Genomic DNA, 19,767 nt, shown 5'->3' on the forward strand with positions numbered 1-19,767 from the left:
GGTTTGCAAAAACTGATTCGAGATCATTGGACAAAGGAGGGGGCTGGCCTCTTCCTGCAAAAGATCGAACCGTGAAGGCTGGTTCGGTATATGCCAAAAAGTTTATGCCGGGCAAAAGAGTGCGCTGATCATCAGCTAATTGATAATGAAACTTTCAAATCAAATAAATTCGATATGTCTTCTACATTGAAAGAGAGCACCTTAGAGGCGGATCCCTCAGCCGGTCAAAGTAAAAAAGTGACAGGAGCTGAAGCAGTAATTCTATCCTTACTCGAGGAAGGCGTTGATACCATTTTTGGATATCCGGGTGGAGCGATTATGCCCGTTTATGACGCGTTGTACCACTATCAAGATCAAATCAACCATATTCTGGTCCGGCATGAGCAAGGAGCGACCCACGCAGCTCAGGGCTACTCCCGGGTAACCAACGAAGTCGGTGTCTGTTTTGCTACTTCTGGTCCCGGAGCAACCAACCTGATTACCGGAATTGCGGATGCGATGATCGACTCTACGCCTATGGTTTGTATTACCGGGCAAGTGGCCAAACATCTACTGGGTACGGATGCCTTTCAGGAAACGGATGTAGTGGGGATTTCCATGCCTGTGACCAAGTGGAATATCCAAGTGACCTCTGCCGCAGAGATCGGCCCGGCAATTGCCAAAGCCTTCTATATTGCCCGTAGCGGAAGACCAGGGCCGGTAGTCGTGGATATTACCAAAAATGCTCAGAATGAAGAATGTGACTTTGAATATCAACCTTGCACACATATCCGTAGCTATAAACCCGTCTCGGACCCTAAAGAAGAGGCTTTAAATGCGGCCGCTGCCTTAATTAACTCGGCGAAGCGACCTTTCCTCTTGATAGGACATGGGGTATTGTTATCTAAAGCGGAAGAAGAGCTCAAGCAAGTTATCGAAAAAGCAGGTATCCCTTCAGGCAGTACATTGCTGGGGTTATCAGCTTTCCCAACGGATCATCCCTTGTACGTGGGTATGTTGGGAATGCATGGAAATTACGGCCCGAACGTAATGACCAATGAATGTGATGTACTGATTGCCGTGGGAATGCGCTTTGACGACCGGGTAACCGGTGATTTAAGCCGGTATGCCAAGCAAGCCAAAGTGATTCATATCGAAATTGACCCCGCTGAAATTAATAAAAATGTGAAGGCGGATGTGCCGGTGGTGGCCGATGCCAAAGAAGCCTTGACAAGACTCCTTCCCAAACTGGAGCGGAAGTCACATGCGGAATGGCTGGAAGGATTTAGAAAATGTGATGAGAAGGAATTTGAAAAGGTTATTAAACACGATTTCCACCCTCATTCTCATCGAATTCATATGTCGGAAGTCGTAAAAATGCTTTCGGACATGACCGAGGGAAAAGCCATCATCGTCACGGATGTAGGACAGCATCAAATGATTGCATCCCGGTATTATGAATTCAAACAAACGGACAGTAATGTAACTTCCGGTGGCTTGGGTACGATGGGATTTGCCTTGCCGGCAGCCGTAGGGGCAAAACTGGGACAGCCAGACCGGGAGGTAATTGCCATTATCGGGGATGGTGGTTTCCAAATGACTTTTCAGGAATTAGGTACCATTTTCCAATACAAAATACCGGTCAAAGTATTGGTGTTGAACAATCAGTTCCTGGGTATGGTGAGACAGTGGCAACAGCTGTTTTTTGACAAACGCTATTCCTTTACGGAAATGACCAACCCGAATTTTATCAAACTGGCAGAAAGTTTTGATATTGACGGAAAACAAGTGGTAGAACGAAGTGACTTAAAGGATGCTTTGCAGAAAATGTTGGATTCGAAAGATGCCTACTTCATGGAAGTAGTCGTGGAGAAGGAGCATAATGTGTTCCCTATGGTTCCTACGGGAGAGTCGGTTTCGAATATCCGTTTGGAATAGTAGCGAAACAGAAGGGACGAATCCCTTTGTTTGTCTGTGTAGCCTTTAGCTTTTTGCTCGAAGGCTACTATCCAATTCACCAATTGTCTAATACTATAAGCTCATGAAAAAGCGATTTACGCTATCGATATTTACAGAGAATACGGTGGGGTTGACCAATAAGATTACCATCATATTCACCCGAAGAAGGCTCAACATAGAAAGTTTGACTACCTCTGCCTCTGAAGTAGAAGGAGTACACCGGTTCACCATCGTGTTGGAAACCACCGAGGAAGCAATTGAAAAACTGGTCAAACAAATTGAGAAGGTGATTGATGTCATCAAGTGTTTTTACTACGAAGACAAAGAGATCTTCTTTCAGGAGATTGCTCTTTATAAAGTAGCCGTTTCCGGCTTGCAGGATGGCAACAAAATCGAGCAAATTGTCCGGGCAAATCACGCAAGGATTTTAGCGGTAAAGCCGGATTTTATCATCATTGAGAAAACCGGGCACGAACATGAAACTCATGCCCTGTACGAAGAGTTAAAACCCTATGGCTTGTTACAGTTTGCCCGTTCCGGCCGGATTGCCCTTTCGGAATCCGTTCAAAATGTGAGTGAACTGTTGAAGGAATACGAACAATAATCCTTCAAGTTTTCCCATACATGGATAAAGACCGGGGAAAGAAAACAAGATATACGATCATTTCGTATTTTTGCGAATACTCTGTGAAATCAAGCAGAAAAGTTAAAGTTTAAATCGAATCTTATTTAAATCAATTTCAAAAGTTAAAGTTTATGGCAAAGATTAATTTCGGAGGCGTAGAGGAAGAAGTAGTCACCAGAGAAGAGTTCCCATTATCTAAAGCTCAAGAAGTATTAAAAGATGAGGTGGTTGCAGTGATTGGATACGGGGTACAAGGTCCTGGCCAAGCATTGAACATGAAAGAAAACGGTATCAATGTAATTGTAGGTCAAAGAAAACCTTCGAAGAGCTGGGATAAAGCGGTTGCAGATGGATTTGTACCTGGTGAGACCCTTTTCGAAATCGAAGAAGCATTGGAAAAAGGTACCATCATCTGTTATTTGTTGTCAGATGCTGCGCAAATCGAGCTTTGGCCAACTGTGAAAAAATACTTGACTCCGGGAAAAGCTTTGTATTTCTCTCATGGCTTTGGAGTAACTTATAACGACCGTACAGGTATCGTACCTCCTGCAGACGTAGACGTATTCTTGGTAGCACCGAAAGGTTCAGGAACCAGCTTAAGAAGAATGTTCCTGGAAGGCAGAGGGTTGAACTCTAGCTTCGCGATCCACCAGGATGCTACCGGCAAGGCTCAAGAAAGAGTGGTTGCTTTGGGTATTTCTGTAGGATCCGGATACTTGTTCAAAACAGATTTCAAAAAAGAAGTATACAGTGACTTGACAGGTGAGCGTGGTACTTTGATGGGAGCTATCCAAGGAATCTTTGCTGCTCAGTACGATGTATTGAGAAAGAACGGACACTCTCCTTCTGAAGCGTTCAACGAAACAGTAGAAGAATTGACGCAAAGTTTGATGCCATTAGTGGCTGAAAACGGAATGGATTGGATGTATGCGAACTGTTCTACTACCGCTCAAAGAGGTGCTTTGGACTGGTGGAAAAAATTCAGAGACGCCGTATCTCCTGTATTTGAAGATTTGTATGACAGCGTAGCCAAAGGGGAAGAAGCACAACGTTCTATCGACTCGAACAGCCAAGCGGACTACCGTGAAAAGCTGGAAGTGGAATTGAAAGAATTGCATGACTCAGAAATGTGGCAAGCAGGTGCGGAAGTACGTAAATTACGTCCAGAAAATAACTAGTTGAAGATATTTTTCAGCTCAAAGGGACTCAATTTTGAGTCCCTTTTTTATTTCATTTATTTACCTTATGTTGCCGCCTTTATGCTTGGGAGTAAAGAGGAGCTTTTTTAACAATCTAATGAACAGTATGAAAGGTAAAATTGAGGGCTGTGTGTTTGGAATGGCCATTGGAGACGGGTTTGGACTACCTACGGAATTCCTGTCCTTTCAGGAAATTTTGGAAAAGTGGCCACCAAAGGGATTGATGGAGCCTCTGGGCAACCCCATCATGGTGTCTGACGATACACAAATGGCGATTGCCGTAGCCAAAGCACTGATCGAAAACCATCGTAATGGCCTTCAGCCTTTACATTTGGAGAAGAGCCTTTCTCATTATTTCATCGAATGGCTGAATGATCCCGAAAACACCCGTGCACCGGGGATGACTTGTATCGATGCCTGTGAAAAACTGGAAAGAGGACTCCATTGGCTTCAAGCGAGTTCGTTGAACTCCAAAGGATGCGGAGCCAATATGCGTGTAGCCACTGTAGGACTGCTTGGCCTGAAAGGGTATGACCAAACTACCATTGCCAAAGTAGCTCAATTGCAAGCCGCTATTACCCATGGGCATCCTACGGCATTGGCAGCATCCGAACTCACAGCCATTGCGATTGAACGGCTAATCCATGGAGTGGGTCCGGAGAAAATTCTGGAATATTTGACGGAATATGCTGAAAAGCAAAGAACCGTTTATCACACAGACTACCTGCAATCAGTATGGGACCGGCCTCCTTTTCACTCTCCCGAAGCATTTATCGAAAAAGGTTGGGACGAGTGCTCCAGGGTTTTACAAAAAGTGAAAACAAGTTTGAGGGAGCAACATGCAAAGGAAGACCCTTGTTTGTTGACGGGAGCTGGCTGGGTGGCGGAAGAGTCTTTTGCGACCGGGCTTTTCTGTTTTCTTTTACACCCGGATGATCCTGTTCAGGCACTGAGACGGGCTGTCAACTCATCGGGTGATTCGGATTCCATCGCTTGCTTGACAGGGGCTTTCAGTGGGGCATATTGCGGAATTGAGGCTTTTCCGGTAGATTGGGTGGAACGGATAGAATATCAACAAGAATTGGAGGAAATCGTGAAGTTTTTCCAGTGTACCACCAATCCGTTGCCAAAGAACAAAGGGAATAGAAATCGGTAAACCCTTTTGAATTAAGCTCCGGCTTTGTTATTTGTATTTTTGGGATGACTACAGTGAGCCCACTATTTTGCTCTTTAATTTGACCTATAGTGTATCTTTGCTTTGAAATGGGTGATTTTTCTAACAGTTCGTAAAAGCATATAAAATGGAAAGTGAAATAAACCTTGCCGTATTGGTTGACGGGGATAATATCCCGGCGGGCTATGTGAAAGAAATGATGGAAGAAATTGCCAAATACGGAAATCCTACCATTAAGCGGATTTATGGAGATTGGACAAAACCGCATCTTAGCAAATGGAAAAATATTTTGTTGGAAAATGCCATTACCCCGATCCAACAATATAGCTATACCACCGGCAAAAATGCCACGGACTCGGCCATGATTATTGATGCCATGGATATTTTGTATTCCGATAAGGTACAAGGGTTTTGCCTGGTATCCAGCGATAGTGATTTTACCCGCCTGGCTACCCGTCTGAGAGAAGCAGGAATTAAAGTGATCGGTATTGGCGAACGGAAAACTCCGGAACCCTTCATCGTAGCCTGTGATAAGTTTATCTACCTGGAAATACTCAAGAAAAATAAAGAAACGGAAATCAATCAAAACGATGGAAATAAAGTCTCCGCAAAAGAAGGCGTAGAGAAAATTACGCCCAAGCTGATTCGCCTGGTGGCTTCCACCATTTCCGATTTGGCGGATGACGATGGTTGGGCTTTTCTGGGTGATGTAGGAGGTTTGTTACAAAAGAAGCAACCTAATTTTGACTCTCGTAATTACGGTTTCCAAAAGTTGACTCCTTTGATCAATGCCATGAATAAATTTGAGATTGAACAACGGGAGAATCACAAAGGAAGGTCCAGGTTAATTTATGTTAGGAATAAGGATTAGGCTTATCAATTTAATCTATGTATTGATAAATAATATCATTTTACGCTATGCTGAGCCTTGTGTATCTTTGTCCTAAACCAAAATCCTGATAAAACTATGTCAATTGCATTGCATACTCAAGCGCCAAATTTTCAAGCTCAATCTACACAAGGAGAGGAACCGTTCGATCTTTACAAACAGGCACAAGGCGAAGCAGTCATCCTGTATTTTTACCCTAAAGATTTCACCCCGGTTTGTACGCTGGAAGTCTGTGAATTCCGGGATACATTTGAGTTTTTCAAAAAGTTGAACATCCGGGTGTTAGGCATTAGCAAAGACGATATCGAAACGCATAGGAAGTTCAAAGAAGCTCATCAACTACCTTTTGAACTATTGGCCGATCCCGATGGCGAAGTGGCCCGGTTGTACGATGCCTATATGCCGGAAATTAAATTTACCAAACGCGTTACCTATCTCTTAGATACAAACCACCGGATTGTGCATATCAGCAACAATATTTTTGAAAACCAGGAAGGAATCCTGGCCATGGTGAAAGAGCTGCAAGAGAAAGCTACGGTTTTGTAAATAGATACCGTCAATCCACTGAGCGTATTTATAGAATCCTCCCTTCTTTTTACATAAAGAAGGGAGGATTCATTTTAGAGAAGAAATGCCAATGGAAGCGGTTGGGCATTTTTGAAAAAATAAAGCGAATTCCTGGTTATTTAACACCGGTAATAGATTTGTGAGGAGAGTATTTTAGCTGTGGATTGAATAATTCTCAAATCTACTGACATAGGGCTGACATTATACACTCATACATTTGTGTATATACTAATATTTAATCAGAAAAAAATGAGTGACTTTCAATTGGAAGAATTTGCGATAGTGGGTATTGCGGTAAGAACAAGTAATGAAAACGGGCAAGCAGCACAAGATATTCCGGCTCTTTGGGATACTTTTCTTTCGGAAAGTATTCCTGACAAAATCCCCAACAAGGTAGATAATGTGGTGTACAGTGTATATACCGAATATGAAAAGGATCATACCAAGCCTTATACAACTGTACTGGGTTGTAAAGTAACGAGCCTGGAGTCCGTTCCCGAAGGGATGAAAGGAATTGTTATAAAAGGAGGGACGTACCAAAAGTTTATTGCGAAAGGAAAACTGTCCGAAGGGGTGGTGTATGAGGAGTGGACAAACATTTGGAACACAGATTTACCTAGAATTTATTCAACTGATTTTGAAGTGTACGGAGAGAAATCCCAACACCCGGAAGAAGCAGAAGTGGATATCTGGATAGCTGTCAACTAGGCTCCGGAGGTTCGTAAGAATTATACAATGCCAGGTTTCTTTAATAAACCTGGCATTTTTTATTAAAAAAAAATAATAGACAAATTTGTCTATTTATAAAAAAATACTCACCTTTGCTGCATGAGTTGGTCGAAACAAAGGTTTGTACTATCGTCTGGCTTTTGTTTATTGATAATGGAATCATTTTTCTATGGCCAAAAAATCTAATCCGGAAGAGCGTTTAATCCAAACTGCCGGTCGCTTATTTTATCATCAAGGGTATAATTCCACCGGAATTAACCAAGTACTGGAAGAAGCCAAGGTCGCGAAGGCGAGTTTGTACAAGCACTTTGGCTCAAAAGAGAAATTGGGTTTGGTGTATCTGCAAAAGGCGAGAGTGGAATGGTTTAACGGTTTGGACAAGGCGACTGCCAAAGAGGAAAAAGCCTTACAAAAGGTGTTGGCATGTTTTGATTTTCTGGAAAAGAATATGAAAGAAACCAACTATTTGGGGTGTAAATTCATCAATATGCTGTCCGAACTTGCCGAAGCAGAATCGGAAATGCGGGAGCAAATCATTGCACACAAGGCCCGGCTACGGAGTTATATCGGCGATTTGGTGAGAGAAGCTTGCATTCAAAAGCACAACCCTAAGGGAGAGGTTTTGGCTGATACGGTGTACTTACTATTTGAAGGGGCCATTGTCGAAAGTAAAATCGTAAAGGACACTTGGCCTATTGAAGCAGCAAGGAACAGTGTGAAATTTTTAATAGGTTCTTGAGCAGACTGTTTTTTTTATATAAATATAGACAGATTTGTCTAGTTATGCAGAAGCTGGATTCTTGTAAAGAGGTTCTTATTTGACAGTTTGATGATGTAATGGGTAAACCACGTTATAGAATAATTGAATGATTTTTTTTGAAATATAGTAGACAGATTTGTCTGTTTTGTTGTTTGGATATATTGATTATCAATAAAATACTTTAAATTAATTATTTTAAAATTATGGACAAAAGACATCCTATACCGCCTTTTACTTTGGAAACGGCAACGCAAAAAGTACAGGCAGCCGAAGACGCCTGGAATACAAAAGATCCTGTAAAAGTAAGCCTAGCCTATACCCCGGATACAGAGTGGAGAAATCGCGATAAATTTATTCAGGGGCGAGAAGACGTGAGGGCTTTTTTAGAGAATAAGTGGAGCAAGGAGTTGGATTATACATTGAAAAAAGAGCTTTGGTCGTATACGGATCATCGTATTGCCGTGCGCTTTGAATATGAGTGGAGGAATGAAGAAGGGCAGTGGTTCCGTGCATATGGTAATGAATTGTGGGAGTTTGATGAAAACGGTTATATGCAAAAACGCTTTGCTTCTATCAATGACGCACCTATTTCCGAAGACGAAAGAAGATTGAAATAAGCAACCTTGTTTTGCTAAATTTACCGTACCTTCAGAGGAGTAATCCTTCTTGATTGCCTTGCCTGTTCATTGTGTATCAGGCAAGGTATTCATCCGATTTATTCATCATTGACCATTAAAAAAATGTCACTTATTCAAACTTCCGTACAGCGTTTGTTAACGCTGGATCTGACAAAACTTAAAGAGGAAATTAGCTTATTCCAAAATGAAGGGGATTTGTGGAAAGTTCAGGGAGAAATCAGTAATTCCGCGGGAAATTTGGCCATTCATTTGGCGGGGTCCCTGCATCATTTTGTAGGGGCAATTTTAGGAAAAAACGGGTATGTGAGAGAAAGGGACAAGGAATTTTCGGATAAAGATATTCCCAGAACCGAGGTTTTAAATCGAATTGACCGGGCGATAGAAGTGATCAATCAAGTCATTCCTGCTATTTCCGAAGAACAATTGGAAGAGGAATTTCCCCATAAAACTGCCGGAGAACCTTTAAACACAGGGATGTTTTTGATTCATTTGGTAAGGCATGTGAATTATCACTTGGGACAGGTGAATTACCTTCGGAGAATATTGAAATAGTTTTAGCTCTTGTAAGAAGAATTACGAATCCCGAATCCCGAATAATGAATGCTCTATAAAGTCTTTGATACAATGCTTCTGTAAGCGGCTTTTATGAAGTCCGGTTGGCGAGAGTAGTATCTGGTATGTGCAAGCTTCGCCATTCTTGATTCGTAATTCTTCTATTTCATTTAATGAAGTGAATTAAACTTTTTCTTTTTCCTAAAAAATGTTTCAAAAAGGCCTCCTCTGTGTTACTTTTTTCAACAATAGCTTTGGCTATTCTCTTCAAAAAGTGCCTTGATGAGCCGATTTTGATTCCATTTTCGGTCAAAAACCATAAGTTTAAACCACTTCAATGATAAAAATATTTCTGGCCTTAGTTACCGAATTCCAAAATGCCTTTTTCGCCTCCTGTTGCTACAATCAAGCGAATGGTACTGAGTAGCTGTTGTCCCAAAAGTTGGGCGGATAACCGTTCGGCTTCCAATACGATTCTTTCCGCGTCTACTACTTCCAGGTAAGTGACCAGACCTTTTAAATACCGTTGGCCGGAAAGTTCCGCAGCTTTTTGCGCGGCTTGGAGAAACTCTTGTTGGGCTACTAATTGCTCGTTTAACCTGAGCAAATTGGACAAGGCCCTTTCTACTTCTTCATTCGCCATTAGCTCTTGTAGCTTGTATTCTTCTTGTACTGCCTGCACTTGATACTTGCTGATGCTGAACTGGGATTTTCTCCTTCCTCCTTCAAATAACGGAATAGACAGAGTGACGCCCGCCAGCCAATTCCTGCTTTCACTTTCAAAAAGATTATCAAAACTACCGGACAATAGGCCTAAGGAGCCATCTAGGTACAAAGAAGGATATAACTTTTTCTTTGCGTTTTTCACTTGCTCCTCATAAGCTCTTATCGAAAACTCCCTTACTTTCAGATCAGGTCTGTTGGAGGCCAATGCCCCGGATGCCACCGGGTTGATATGAGGGGGTAAATACTTGATTCCAGTTTGTTCAAGTGTAAAGGTACTTGCATTTTGCCCGGCCAAAGTGGCCAGCGCCAACTCGATTTCCGTTCTACGGAGTTGGTTGTGTTTCAATTGTACCGCCACAGACGAGAGTTCTGTTTTGGCCCTTTGTAAGTCAATCTCATTGGCAAGTCCGGCCGAATACCGGGTTTTTACAATTTCCAGATTTTCCTTTCTTGTCGTCAAAGTTCTTTCCAGAATTTTGTTTTCAGTGTCCAAGGTAATCAATTGAATATAGTTGCCGGCTACTTCGGAAGCGATAAACAGAGTAATGCTCTCCTGGCTGGCATTGCTTGCTTCCAGATGGTATTTGGATGCCTTTACATTGCTTTGCGCCTTGCCCCAAATGTCCACTTCATACCGTAAATCCAAAGGAACCGAATAGGTGTTCAGGCTTACTCTTTGTGCCGCTACATCAAAGGGCATCGGGCGGTTGGCTGAAAACTCTTGCCGGGCAAAGGAAGGATTCAAACTCACAGAAGGATACAGGTTTGCTTTGGATACTTTTACCTGTTCTTGTGCTATCCCCACTTTGCTTTCTGCAATTTTAATATTTTGGTTTTCAGAGATGGCCAACGCTGTCAATGCATTTAGTTGTTGATAACCAAATATTTCCCACCAATGTTGGTTTTCGTGAGAACCAAACGCAGGCGTGGCGCTGAGGGTATCCTCTCCCAAGGTCATGGAGGTCTGTTGTTTGGGAAGTTGCCACTTCCACTGTCCGGAATCTGCTTGCTGAGCAAGGGCCGTTTGGTTGAACAACCAAACCGCAGCGATGGCAAATATATGTTGGATTGTTTTGTTCATGGTGATTTGTCTCTTTTAAGCGAATTACTCCTGCCTCGGGAGGAATAAAAGGTGGTGACACCTTTTATCCTCCGTAAGCAAGAAGCGTCACTTACACGTATTTATAGTTTGTTATCGGGCAACTGTTCAGGCAGTTACCAATTCGTTTTTGTCTTTTTTAGGAAGGGAAATCATCCCCAGTTTTCTACAAATAACATAGAAAACCGGTGTGAACAGAAGACCAAAAAAAGTGACTCCCAACATGCCGCTGAATACGGCCACACCCAAAGCTTGCCGCATTTCGGCTCCTGCTCCGGAGGCCGTCACCAAGGGTACCACTCCCAGGATAAATGCGAAGGAAGTCATCAAAATAGGTCGCAGTCGTAGTTTGGCCGCTTCGGTAGCCGCTTGCCACAGCCCTTTGCCTTGGTCTTCCAATTGTTTGGCAAATTCCACAATCAAGATGGCATTTTTACTGGCCAAGCCGACCAGTACAATCAAACCGATTTGGGTAAGAATATTATTATCCATATTGGCGATATCCACCCCGATCATTGCGGAAAGCAAACACATCGGAACAATCAGAATGACTGCCAGGGGCAAAATCCAACTTTCGTATTGGGCGGCTAATAAAAGGAAGACAAAGAGTACTGCCAACCCGAAAGCGATGATGGCCGTATTTCCCATCCGCTTCTGTTGATAAGCGATTTCTGTCCATTCATAGTCAATTCCTTCCGGCAAGATCTCATCGGCCAGTTTTTCCATGGCTGCAATGGCATCCCCCGAACTTTTACCTTTCACCACATCTCCTACCAATTCCGAAGCGGGGTATAAGTTGTACCGGGGCATCCGGGAAGGGCCGGCTATGTCTTGGAAGGTACCCAATGTTCCGATAGGGACCATTTCACCGTTTTTGTTTCTTACTTTAATTCTGGAAATATCGTCCGGAGTCAAGCGGTAGGGTGCATCGGCTTGAGCTGTAACCCGGAAGGTCCGTCCCAGATAATTAAAATCGTTGACGAATGCAGAGCCCAAGTAGATTTCCAAGGCACTGAATACTTCTGCTACCGGAATGCCCAGTTTCTCTGCCCGAACCCGGTCAAAGTCGAAATACAATTGTGGCGTGCCTGTGTTGAAAAAGGAGAACACATTGGCCAAGGTAGGGTCTTGGTTGGCCGCAGCCGCCAATTCATTGGTGGCGTCTTTTAAGGCTTTGACGCCTCTTCCTTGCCGGTCCTGAATCATCATCCGGAAACCTCCCGCATTACCGATACCCCGTACAGGTGGCGGTGGAATTACCACGACAAACGCTTCTTCTATACCGGCCATTTTCTGACGCATGGTATTGAGTAAACCCTGGTGGGTAATCCCTTTTTTATTCCGTTCTTCAAAGTCGGCTAGCACCGGGAAAATAGTGGCCGCATTGGAAGCATTGGTGAAACTGGCACCGTCAAAGCCTGCAAAGGCTACGGCATTGACCACCCCATCGGTTTCCAGTAATTGGTCAATGGCATTCTGAATAACATCGTCTGTTCTGGATAAGGAAGACCCCGGGGGTAACTGAATGGCCACAATGAAGTAACCCTGATCCTGGGCGGGGATAAACCCGGTAGGAATCCGGTTGAATTCAAACAAGGTGAATCCCATTAATAGAATATAGACAATTCCTACTCCTGCGCTTAACTTAATCAGTTTGTTGACCAGTTTTCCATACCGTTCTGACAACCTTTCCATAAATTGCTCAAACCCCTTTAAGAATGTCGAAACCGGGTTTTTCCAAGAAGATGTTTGCGGTGTTGTTTTCTTTTTATGTGGTTTTAATAACAAGGCGGCCATAGCCGGGCTCAATGTCAGGGACACAAACACCGAGATCATGGTGGCGACTGAAATAGTAATTCCGAACTGTCTGTAAAACTGGCCCGAAATGCCTTCCAGAAAAGTAGTAGGGATAAATACGGCTACCAGCACCAAACCGATGGCGATCAAAGCACCACCCACTTCACTCATAGTTTTCCGGGCGGCTTCTTTCACGCTCATTCCTTTACTCAGGTTGTGTTCCATGTTTTCCACCACCACAATAGCATCATCCACCACAATTCCAATAGCCAGTACCAACCCGAAAAGGGTAAGGTTGTTCAGGGAAAAACCCAAGGCCTGCATTACGGCAAAAGTACCGATCAGAGAAACCGGAATCGCCAGAATCGGAATAATGGTAGCCCGCCAGGTTTGTAAAAAGAGCAAGATCACAAATACTACCAGCACGACTGCTTCAAGAATAGTATGGCCTACTTCATCGATGGACTCCTGAATAAAATCAGTGGGGTTGTAGGCAATGTCATAACTCAAGCCGGGTGGAAAATCTTTCGCAAGCTCTTCCATGGTCGCTTTGATTTCATCGGCCGTTTCTACTGCATTGGTGCCCGGGCGTTGAAAAACCGGTAAGGCGACTGCTTTTTTATCACCCAAATACCCTTTGGTAGCATAACTGGCCGCTCCCAATTCCACCCTTCCGATGTCTTTTACCCGTACAATTCTACCGTCTTTACCCGATTTTACTATGATATTTTCAAATTCCTCAATCTCCTCCAGACGACCTTTGGTTTGTACACTTAGCTCAAAAGCATGTTGCTCTCCGGTAGGCGGTTGGTTAAGGTTACCGCTGGCAATCTGCACGTTTTGATTTCTCAGGGCTTGGAGGATTTCTCCTGCTGATAAGTCCATAGAAGCGATGACATCAGGGTTTAACCAAATCCGCATTGAATACTCACTGGCGCCAAACAAACCCAGGTTACCCACTCCTTTGATCCGGGAGATGATGTCTTTGATTTGCAAGGTGGCGTAGTTGCCTATATAAATCTGGTCGTAACTGTCATCCGGAGAAAACAAGTTGATGACCAACATGAGGTCCGGAGAGTTTTTCCGGGTGGTTACCCCAATACGCCTTACTTGTTCCGGAAGCCGGGGTTCTGCAATGGCTACCCGGTTTTGTACCAATACCTGTGCTTCGTCCAGATCCGTACCTAATTCAAAGGTTACGGTAAGCGTCATGACTCCGTCCGCAGTGGACTGCGAGAGCATATACATCATATTTTCCACTCCGTTGATTTCTTGTTCAAGAGGAGTGGCCACGGTTTTGGAGATGGTTTCGGCACTGGCCCCGGGGTAGGTAGCAGTCACCACAATGGTGGGCGGAGCCACTTCGGGATACTGAGACACCGGAAGTGAAAAATACGCCAATGTACCCACAATAATGACCAGTATGGAGATGACAGAAGCCAATATCGGCCGGTCTATAAAATTATGAGAGAATTTCATGGTAAGTTCATTTCATTGGGGTGTAGGCTTCCAGGGTAGGAAGCCCACACCTACCAACTGTTTTCAAATAGTTTTTAATCGTTTTCTACTGGTGGTTTGCCAGCGTTAGTTTTTGGAAAGGCCTTCTATTTTTCTGTCTTCGGGAGTTACCTTCATACCCGGTCTTATTTTTAAAATATTACCTGTTATTAATTGATCTTCAGGGTTTAATCCGCTTCGTACGATCCGTAAATCTTTGTTGTAAAGAGGGCCCAATTGAACCGGCTTGGCTTGTACTTGGTTGCTGTCCGTTACCACAAAAACAATCTTTTGTGATTGGTCGGTACCAATGATGGCATCGGGGATCAAAATCGCCTCATGCTCTGCGCTACCTGCCAAACGTGCACTGCCAAACATTCCGGATTCGATGGCGTAATCCGTATTGGAAAAAACCGCTCTGGCTTGAATGGTTCCCGTTCCCAAATCCACCTCATTGTCGATAAAGTCCAGCTTCCCTTCGTGCACATAGCCATCCTCTCCAAGGAGTTGTACTTGGACTTTGGCTCCATCCAGGTTGCCATTATTTTGCTTGGAATATTTCATAAAAGCAGACTCGCTCCCTTCAAAATAGAAGTATATCGGGTCCAGGGTAACAATCGTTGTGAGCAATGTTGATTGATCGCTTCCACCACTGATCAGGTTCCCCGCATTGACAAAGTCTTCACTCACCTTGCCGGAAATCGGGGCTTTGACCAGGGTAAATTGCAAGTTCAGTTCGGCATTGTTTACATAGGCTTTGGCCGCTTCTACTTGTGCTTTAGCGGCATATAATGCTTGTTCCCGTTGGTCGAATTCCTCTTGAGAAATGGCCTTGGAACCTTGCAAAGATTTTACCCGGTCGAAAGCACTCTGGGCTTGCCGTTCTTCTGCTTTGGCCTGTTCCAATTGCGCCTGTGCTTGTTGTAAAGCTATTTTAAAAGGTCTTTGGTCTATGATAAACAAGACGTCTCCTTTGTGTACCATTTCACCATCTTTAAACTTTACTGCTTGAATGTAGCCACTGACCCGGGCCCGGACTTCCACTCTTTCCATGGCTTTGAACCTACCGGAATATTCGTCCCATTCGGTGATTTTCATTTGAACAGGTTTCGCAACCGGTACTGGCAGTTCGGCCGCCGTATTTTCCTTTTGTTGAGGTGTACCACAACCTCCCATGGCTATGACAAAGGAAATAAACAGTAATAGCCGCAGGTGCCTATTGTTTTTGATTAATGAGGATATATACTTAAAATTTGACATTGTTTTAGAGCCGTTTGAAATTTGAATTGGATATAAGTGTAGTAAAATCAATCCTCTGGCATTCCCAATGCCTGTGGATTTGTATCGTATTTTGTCTGAATTATTGAAAGCACATATGTGTCTGAATTTAGAGGGTGAATGGAATATTACTCTCTTTTTTGTGAATCCTTTTACTACTCGGCCGGAGTGAAAGGCACTCATTGGCCATCCGGTAGAATTAGTTTGCCTGAGAAAATCTTTCGTTAGCACATGGTTCTCAAAATTTACAATAAAAACATTTAAATATTTGAATGTATATATTAATTAAGTGTTAATTGTATGCCGGACAAAAGCTTCTTTTCCGGGTAAAAATGTCTTTTAAAAAGGTTGAAATTTGAATTTGGGACCAAGCCTGGAACCAAGTCTGAGACTCAATCGAAATTTCCGGACTTAGCTTTTTAGCGGCTTCCGGTATGTCTTATTATGGCAAAAGAAGCAGCCAACAATCCATTGTGAATGTTGCCCGAACAAGACAAAAGGTAAACTTGATGTAAATCGGTAGGCAAATATAGATTTATATATCGAAATATTTCAATATATCTTTTTATTTTTTTTAACTTTCTTTCAATTCTTCCAAAAAAGCGATGTATTCGTTCAAAACTTTTTTGTTCAAATTGTACTTTACATTTCTTCCTTCCTTAGAATACAATACCAAATCCGCTTCAATCAACTGTTTCATATGGTGTGAAATAGAAGGTTGAGTGAGTTGCACCATATCGTAAATTTCCGTACACTGTAAGCAGCTGGCTTTTTTCCTTATGGCTAATAGAATTTTCAGGCGGTTATCGTCCGATAAGGCTTTAGATATCTTTTTTATTTTTGAAAACTCCATAGTTTCTGTGTTTATCAGTAAGATTACAAATATATTAATTATTATCTATAAATATGAATGATGTAAAAAAGTGCCAGTATTGATGCATTTTCTGCCGGAAACTACAAATAATTTGATGGAAGAGGTTCCTTCTATAGCGGTTTTTGATAGCCATCCGGTGATATGTTCTTACTTGACTTGTTCATCACCGGATGGCTTGTTTTATTTTTCTATTAGAAGGCTTTTAATGTAGCATTTAATTTTATTGTTCCAACACTTCGGGAACCGGTTTTTGTAATAAGTATCTATAGATGAACTTATTGTTCTCACTTTTGTAGTGTTTGCCTTTCTTGCCTCCGATGCCATGTCTGCTTCCAGGATAAAACATCATTTCAAACTGTTTGTTGGATTCCTGTAAGGCATTGATCAACTGAAGGCTGTTTTGCAAGTGTACATTGTCGTCCATAGTACCGTGGATGATGCGTAGCATTCCTTTGTATTTGTCCACATGATTCATCACCGCACTGCTTTTGTACCCTTCCGGATTTTCCTGGGGGCTGTCCATATACCGTTCGGTGTAATGGGTGTCATACAAATGCCAGTCAGTTACACTTCCGCCTGCCAGGCCGTGAGTAATATAATCCGCTCCGCGGGTCAATGCCATGCAGCTTAAGTAGCCTCCATAACTAAACCCGGTGATGCCTATGCGTTGAGCATCGATGAAGGGGTAAGTATCCAACAAGTATTTGATGACGGTTGAGTAATCTTCAATTTCCCAGTGTCCCAAATCGCGATGCAGATAGTTTTTTCCTTTTTTGCCAAAGTGATTAGAGCCCCGGTGGTCGATATTGATTTGGATTAAGCCTTCTTGCGCCCACCATTGGTTGGTTCCGATATGATTCCATTTGTCAAAAACTTTATCGGTACTGGGTCCCCCATAGATGCTGATCAATACGGGGTATTTTTGGGATTTGTCAAGCTTGGTGGGCCAAGCAATGCGGACTGGCAAGTCAAAGCCATCTGGTGTTTCTACCCGGATAATCTCATTTTTAACCAAATTATATTCGTCCATTTTAGGGCCTTTGCTGTCACCCAGTTCCCGGAGGATTTTTCCCGTATTATCCACCAAGGCCTGGCGGGCAGGAGTTTTGTGATTGGAATAGGTAGTGATAAAGTATTGGCCATCGGGAGAAACCGAAACCGAATGGTGGAAATCCCCGAAAGTTAAACGCTGTAGTTTCTTTCCGTCCAGCTTTACTTTGTAAAAATCCATGCGGGTAGTTTCTTCTTTCCGGGCAGTAAAATACACCCAACCCTTTTTTTCATCCACATGCAGAAGGTCGTTTACGGCCCAATCTCCTTGTGTTACTTGGTTGACTAATTTGCCTTGCATATCATAGTGTGAAATATGCATCCAACCACTTTGATCGCTCATCAACAAAAAGCCTTTGTCATTTTCCAAAAAGCGCAGGCGTTTGCCATCGTCCAGTGCGATCCAGGTTTTTTGTTGTTCTTCGTAGATAGGCGTTTTTTCCCCGTTTTGGAGATTCACTTCGTAGATTTTCAAATGATCTTGTCCACGGTTCATCCATTGTACCCAAAGCGCTTGCCCGTCAGGCCGCCAATAGGGCTTGCCAAAATACTGATCGTCTTTTTCATTGAAATCAGCCCAAAGAATGTTGCCGTTTTCTATCGTAGCGATACCCATTTTCACTTCCGGGTTAGGGTCGCCAGCTTTTGGATAGCGCATCTTTTCCAACGTACCATGTTGGCCTTCGGAGCGGTATATCGGGAAGACCGGTACCTGACTGTCGTCAAAACGCATAAAAGCCAGGCGTTTGCTGTCGGGGCTCCACCAGAAAGCTTTGAACCGGGTGGATCTTCCCAGGATTTCTTCCATGTAGACCCAAGAAGCATAGCCGTTGTAAACGGTTTCGCTGCCATCTGTGGTCAAGCGGGTTTCTTGCCGGCTGGCGATATCAATGACGTACAGGTCTTTGTCCCGGGTAAAGGCGACTTTTTTGCCATCGGGAGAGAGGAGAGGGGTATGCTCGATGGCTGCTGTTTGGGTCAGGCGAAGGTTTTCTCCTTTGGAGTTTTTGTAAAAGATATCAAAATTGTTCAGGCTGACAGAAGCCTGGCCCGTGGGTTTTTCCTCCAAAGCAGTAGCCTGTCCGCTTTTGACATGGACAAGAAAATCCCCAAACCTTCCGTCTTCTTTTTGACGAAGTTCCCGGTAATGTTTGGCATCTTGCCAACCTTTTATGCGAAGCAGAGGCGAGTATAAATCTTGCCATTGCCCCTGAAAAATTTGTTCATAACTTACCGGTTTTTGTTGGGCCCGGGCATTGAGCGGCATCGCCAAGAGAAGCCCCAGGGCAAACCGGTACCATACGTTCTGATAATTCATTTTCAAAGGGATTTGATGTATATAGTTATTGATTCGGTATTGTGTACATGCTGCCAACTTGCTCATACGGATAAAGCTCCATTTGGTGGAGAAAGAAGGGTGAGCAAATATAGTAAAAAATGAAGGGAAGAGGGGAAAGTGGCTTCTTGACGGAGCTCTTAAGTCCGTTACAATCTTTTCACCTTCCCTAAACCGTTACGATCAAAGAGTTTAGTGAATTTTGTTAAAAATACCTCTAATTACGCATTGGTTTTTTAATAAGCTTTTCTACATTTGGAAATTATCCCAAATAACAAGTAACCATATATTTGTTTTTCAACCAGAAAGCTCTTTGAATTATGAGTCTAATTGCAAAACTCTACGTTGAGGATAAGGAAATTAACATTCTTGACTTCAAATTCCGCTTTACCCGTTCGGTAGACGAACACGGCAAACCGATGGGAAAGCCCAACGGGACCTTATTTGACATCACCTTTGAAACCACTTCCGATCAAAGCTTTTTTGCCTGGTCGGTGGGCATGGACATGGTGAAAAAGGTAAAGATTGTCGTCTCCCCGGTCACCCAGGACAGCAAAAGCCGGGTCTTCGAGCTGTACGATGTACACTGCGTCTTCTTTAAGAATAATTTCAACGGGGTAAACGGTGAACCCATGACCACCCAAGTCAAACTCTCCCCGGCCATCCTCTACGATGGAGGGTATAAAATCCTGGAACACTACTGGAAGGAAACCGACCTGAGCGCCCGGGATACCCCGGTAACGACCATTGCCCCGGAGAAGGAGTTGGAGATTATCAAAATGCATTACGAAGATCAAAACGGGGAGGAAATTTCAGAGCTCTTTTATGGAAATGTCACCTTGGTGATCCGGACCCGGAACGGCAGCAATAAAAAGCTGACAATCGACCTTGATGACAAGCACCACGATTTTATTTACCGTGGACAAAGCCTTGAAGACGACCTCCTCAAAGACATTGCCCTTGTAGGAGATGTCACGCGGGTGGATGTGGAAGTCGTACCCCCTCAACACTAAAATAATCCGAACTACTTAACCTTACT

Annotated in this window: 16 protein-coding genes; 11 read left to right on the forward strand and 5 right to left on the reverse strand. The window is 43.3% G+C overall.

Annotated elements, in window-relative coordinates; translation table 11 throughout:
* The first annotated feature begins 174 nt into the window (after window positions 1–174).
* From ilvB to AAG747_RS17330, 10 genes are all read left to right on the forward strand, one after another.
* Window positions 175–1,917 carry a biosynthetic-type acetolactate synthase large subunit gene (gene ilvB, locus AAG747_RS17285; protein ID WP_346822459.1) on the forward strand — a complete coding sequence of 581 codons (1,743 nt, stop codon included), beginning with the start codon at window positions 175–177 and terminating at the stop codon, window positions 1,915–1,917.
* Between the two features lie 103 nt (window positions 1,918–2,020).
* Window positions 2,021–2,542, forward strand: coding sequence for an acetolactate synthase small subunit (ilvN, locus tag AAG747_RS17290; RefSeq protein WP_346822460.1), 522 nt, complete (start codon window positions 2,021–2,023; stop codon window positions 2,540–2,542).
* 152 nt (window positions 2,543–2,694) lie between these two features.
* On the forward strand, window positions 2,695–3,741 hold the full coding sequence (ilvC, locus tag AAG747_RS17295; protein WP_346822461.1) for a ketol-acid reductoisomerase: 1,047 nt from the start codon (window positions 2,695–2,697) through the stop codon (window positions 3,739–3,741).
* A 127-nt stretch (window positions 3,742–3,868) separates the two neighbouring features.
* Window positions 3,869–4,918: an ADP-ribosylglycohydrolase family protein gene (locus tag AAG747_RS17300; protein ID WP_346822462.1), complete on the forward strand. Its 1,050-nt coding sequence runs from the start codon at window positions 3,869–3,871 to the stop codon at window positions 4,916–4,918.
* A gap of 145 nt (window positions 4,919–5,063) precedes the next feature.
* Entirely contained in the window at window positions 5,064–5,807 is a 744-nt protein-coding gene (locus tag AAG747_RS17305) for an NYN domain-containing protein (RefSeq protein ID WP_346822463.1), read from the forward strand.
* 96 nt (window positions 5,808–5,903) lie between these two features.
* Window positions 5,904–6,371 carry a peroxiredoxin gene (locus AAG747_RS17310; RefSeq protein ID WP_346822464.1) on the forward strand — a complete coding sequence of 156 codons (468 nt, stop codon included), beginning with the start codon at window positions 5,904–5,906 and terminating at the stop codon, window positions 6,369–6,371.
* A 270-nt stretch (window positions 6,372–6,641) separates the two neighbouring features.
* On the forward strand, window positions 6,642–7,100 hold the full coding sequence (locus AAG747_RS17315) for a GyrI-like domain-containing protein (RefSeq protein ID WP_346822465.1): 459 nt from the start codon (window positions 6,642–6,644) through the stop codon (window positions 7,098–7,100).
* 190 nt (window positions 7,101–7,290) lie between these two features.
* A complete protein-coding gene (locus AAG747_RS17320; protein WP_346822466.1) occupies window positions 7,291–7,860 on the forward strand; it encodes a TetR/AcrR family transcriptional regulator in 570 nt (189 codons plus the stop codon).
* 224 nt (window positions 7,861–8,084) lie between these two features.
* The gene (locus AAG747_RS17325) at window positions 8,085–8,498 is read left to right on the forward strand and encodes a DUF1348 family protein (RefSeq protein ID WP_346822467.1); all 414 of its coding nucleotides are present in this window, start codon (window positions 8,085–8,087) and stop codon (window positions 8,496–8,498) included.
* A gap of 123 nt (window positions 8,499–8,621) precedes the next feature.
* Complete coding sequence (locus AAG747_RS17330; RefSeq protein WP_346822468.1) at window positions 8,622–9,071, forward strand: DinB family protein; 450 nt, start codon at window positions 8,622–8,624, stop codon at window positions 9,069–9,071.
* A 358-nt stretch (window positions 9,072–9,429) separates the two neighbouring features.
* Here the strand turns inward: AAG747_RS17330 and AAG747_RS17335 are convergent, their stop codons facing one another.
* The 5 genes from AAG747_RS17335 to AAG747_RS17355 all read right to left on the reverse strand — a co-directional run bounded on the left by AAG747_RS17335 (window position 9,430) and on the right by AAG747_RS17355 (window position 18,710).
* Window positions 9,430–10,878 carry an efflux transporter outer membrane subunit gene (locus AAG747_RS17335; protein WP_346822469.1) on the reverse strand — a complete coding sequence of 483 codons (1,449 nt, stop codon included), beginning with the start codon at window positions 10,876–10,878 and terminating at the stop codon, window positions 9,430–9,432.
* Window positions 10,879–11,004: 126 nt separating this feature from the next.
* Entirely contained in the window at window positions 11,005–14,172 is a 3,168-nt protein-coding gene (locus AAG747_RS17340) for an efflux RND transporter permease subunit (protein WP_346822470.1), read from the reverse strand.
* A gap of 105 nt (window positions 14,173–14,277) precedes the next feature.
* Window positions 14,278–15,450, reverse strand: coding sequence for an efflux RND transporter periplasmic adaptor subunit (locus AAG747_RS17345; protein WP_346822471.1), 1,173 nt, complete (start codon window positions 15,448–15,450; stop codon window positions 14,278–14,280).
* A 592-nt stretch (window positions 15,451–16,042) separates the two neighbouring features.
* Window positions 16,043–16,321, reverse strand: coding sequence for an ArsR/SmtB family transcription factor (locus tag AAG747_RS17350; protein ID WP_346822472.1), 279 nt, complete (start codon window positions 16,319–16,321; stop codon window positions 16,043–16,045).
* Window positions 16,322–16,562: 241 nt separating this feature from the next.
* Window positions 16,563–18,710, reverse strand: a complete 2,148-nt coding sequence (locus AAG747_RS17355; protein ID WP_346822473.1) for a S9 family peptidase — start codon at window positions 18,708–18,710, stop codon at window positions 16,563–16,565.
* A 338-nt stretch (window positions 18,711–19,048) separates the two neighbouring features.
* Between AAG747_RS17355 and tssD the strand changes: the two genes are divergently transcribed.
* Window positions 19,049–19,741, forward strand: a complete 693-nt coding sequence (gene tssD / locus AAG747_RS17360) for a type VI secretion system tube protein TssD (protein WP_346822474.1) — start codon at window positions 19,049–19,051, stop codon at window positions 19,739–19,741.
* Window positions 19,742–19,767: the final 26 nt, after the last annotated feature.

It is taken from the genome of Rapidithrix thailandica (genome assembly GCF_039710355.1).
Classification (GTDB): domain Bacteria; phylum Bacteroidota; class Bacteroidia; order Cytophagales; family Flammeovirgaceae; genus Rapidithrix; species Rapidithrix thailandica.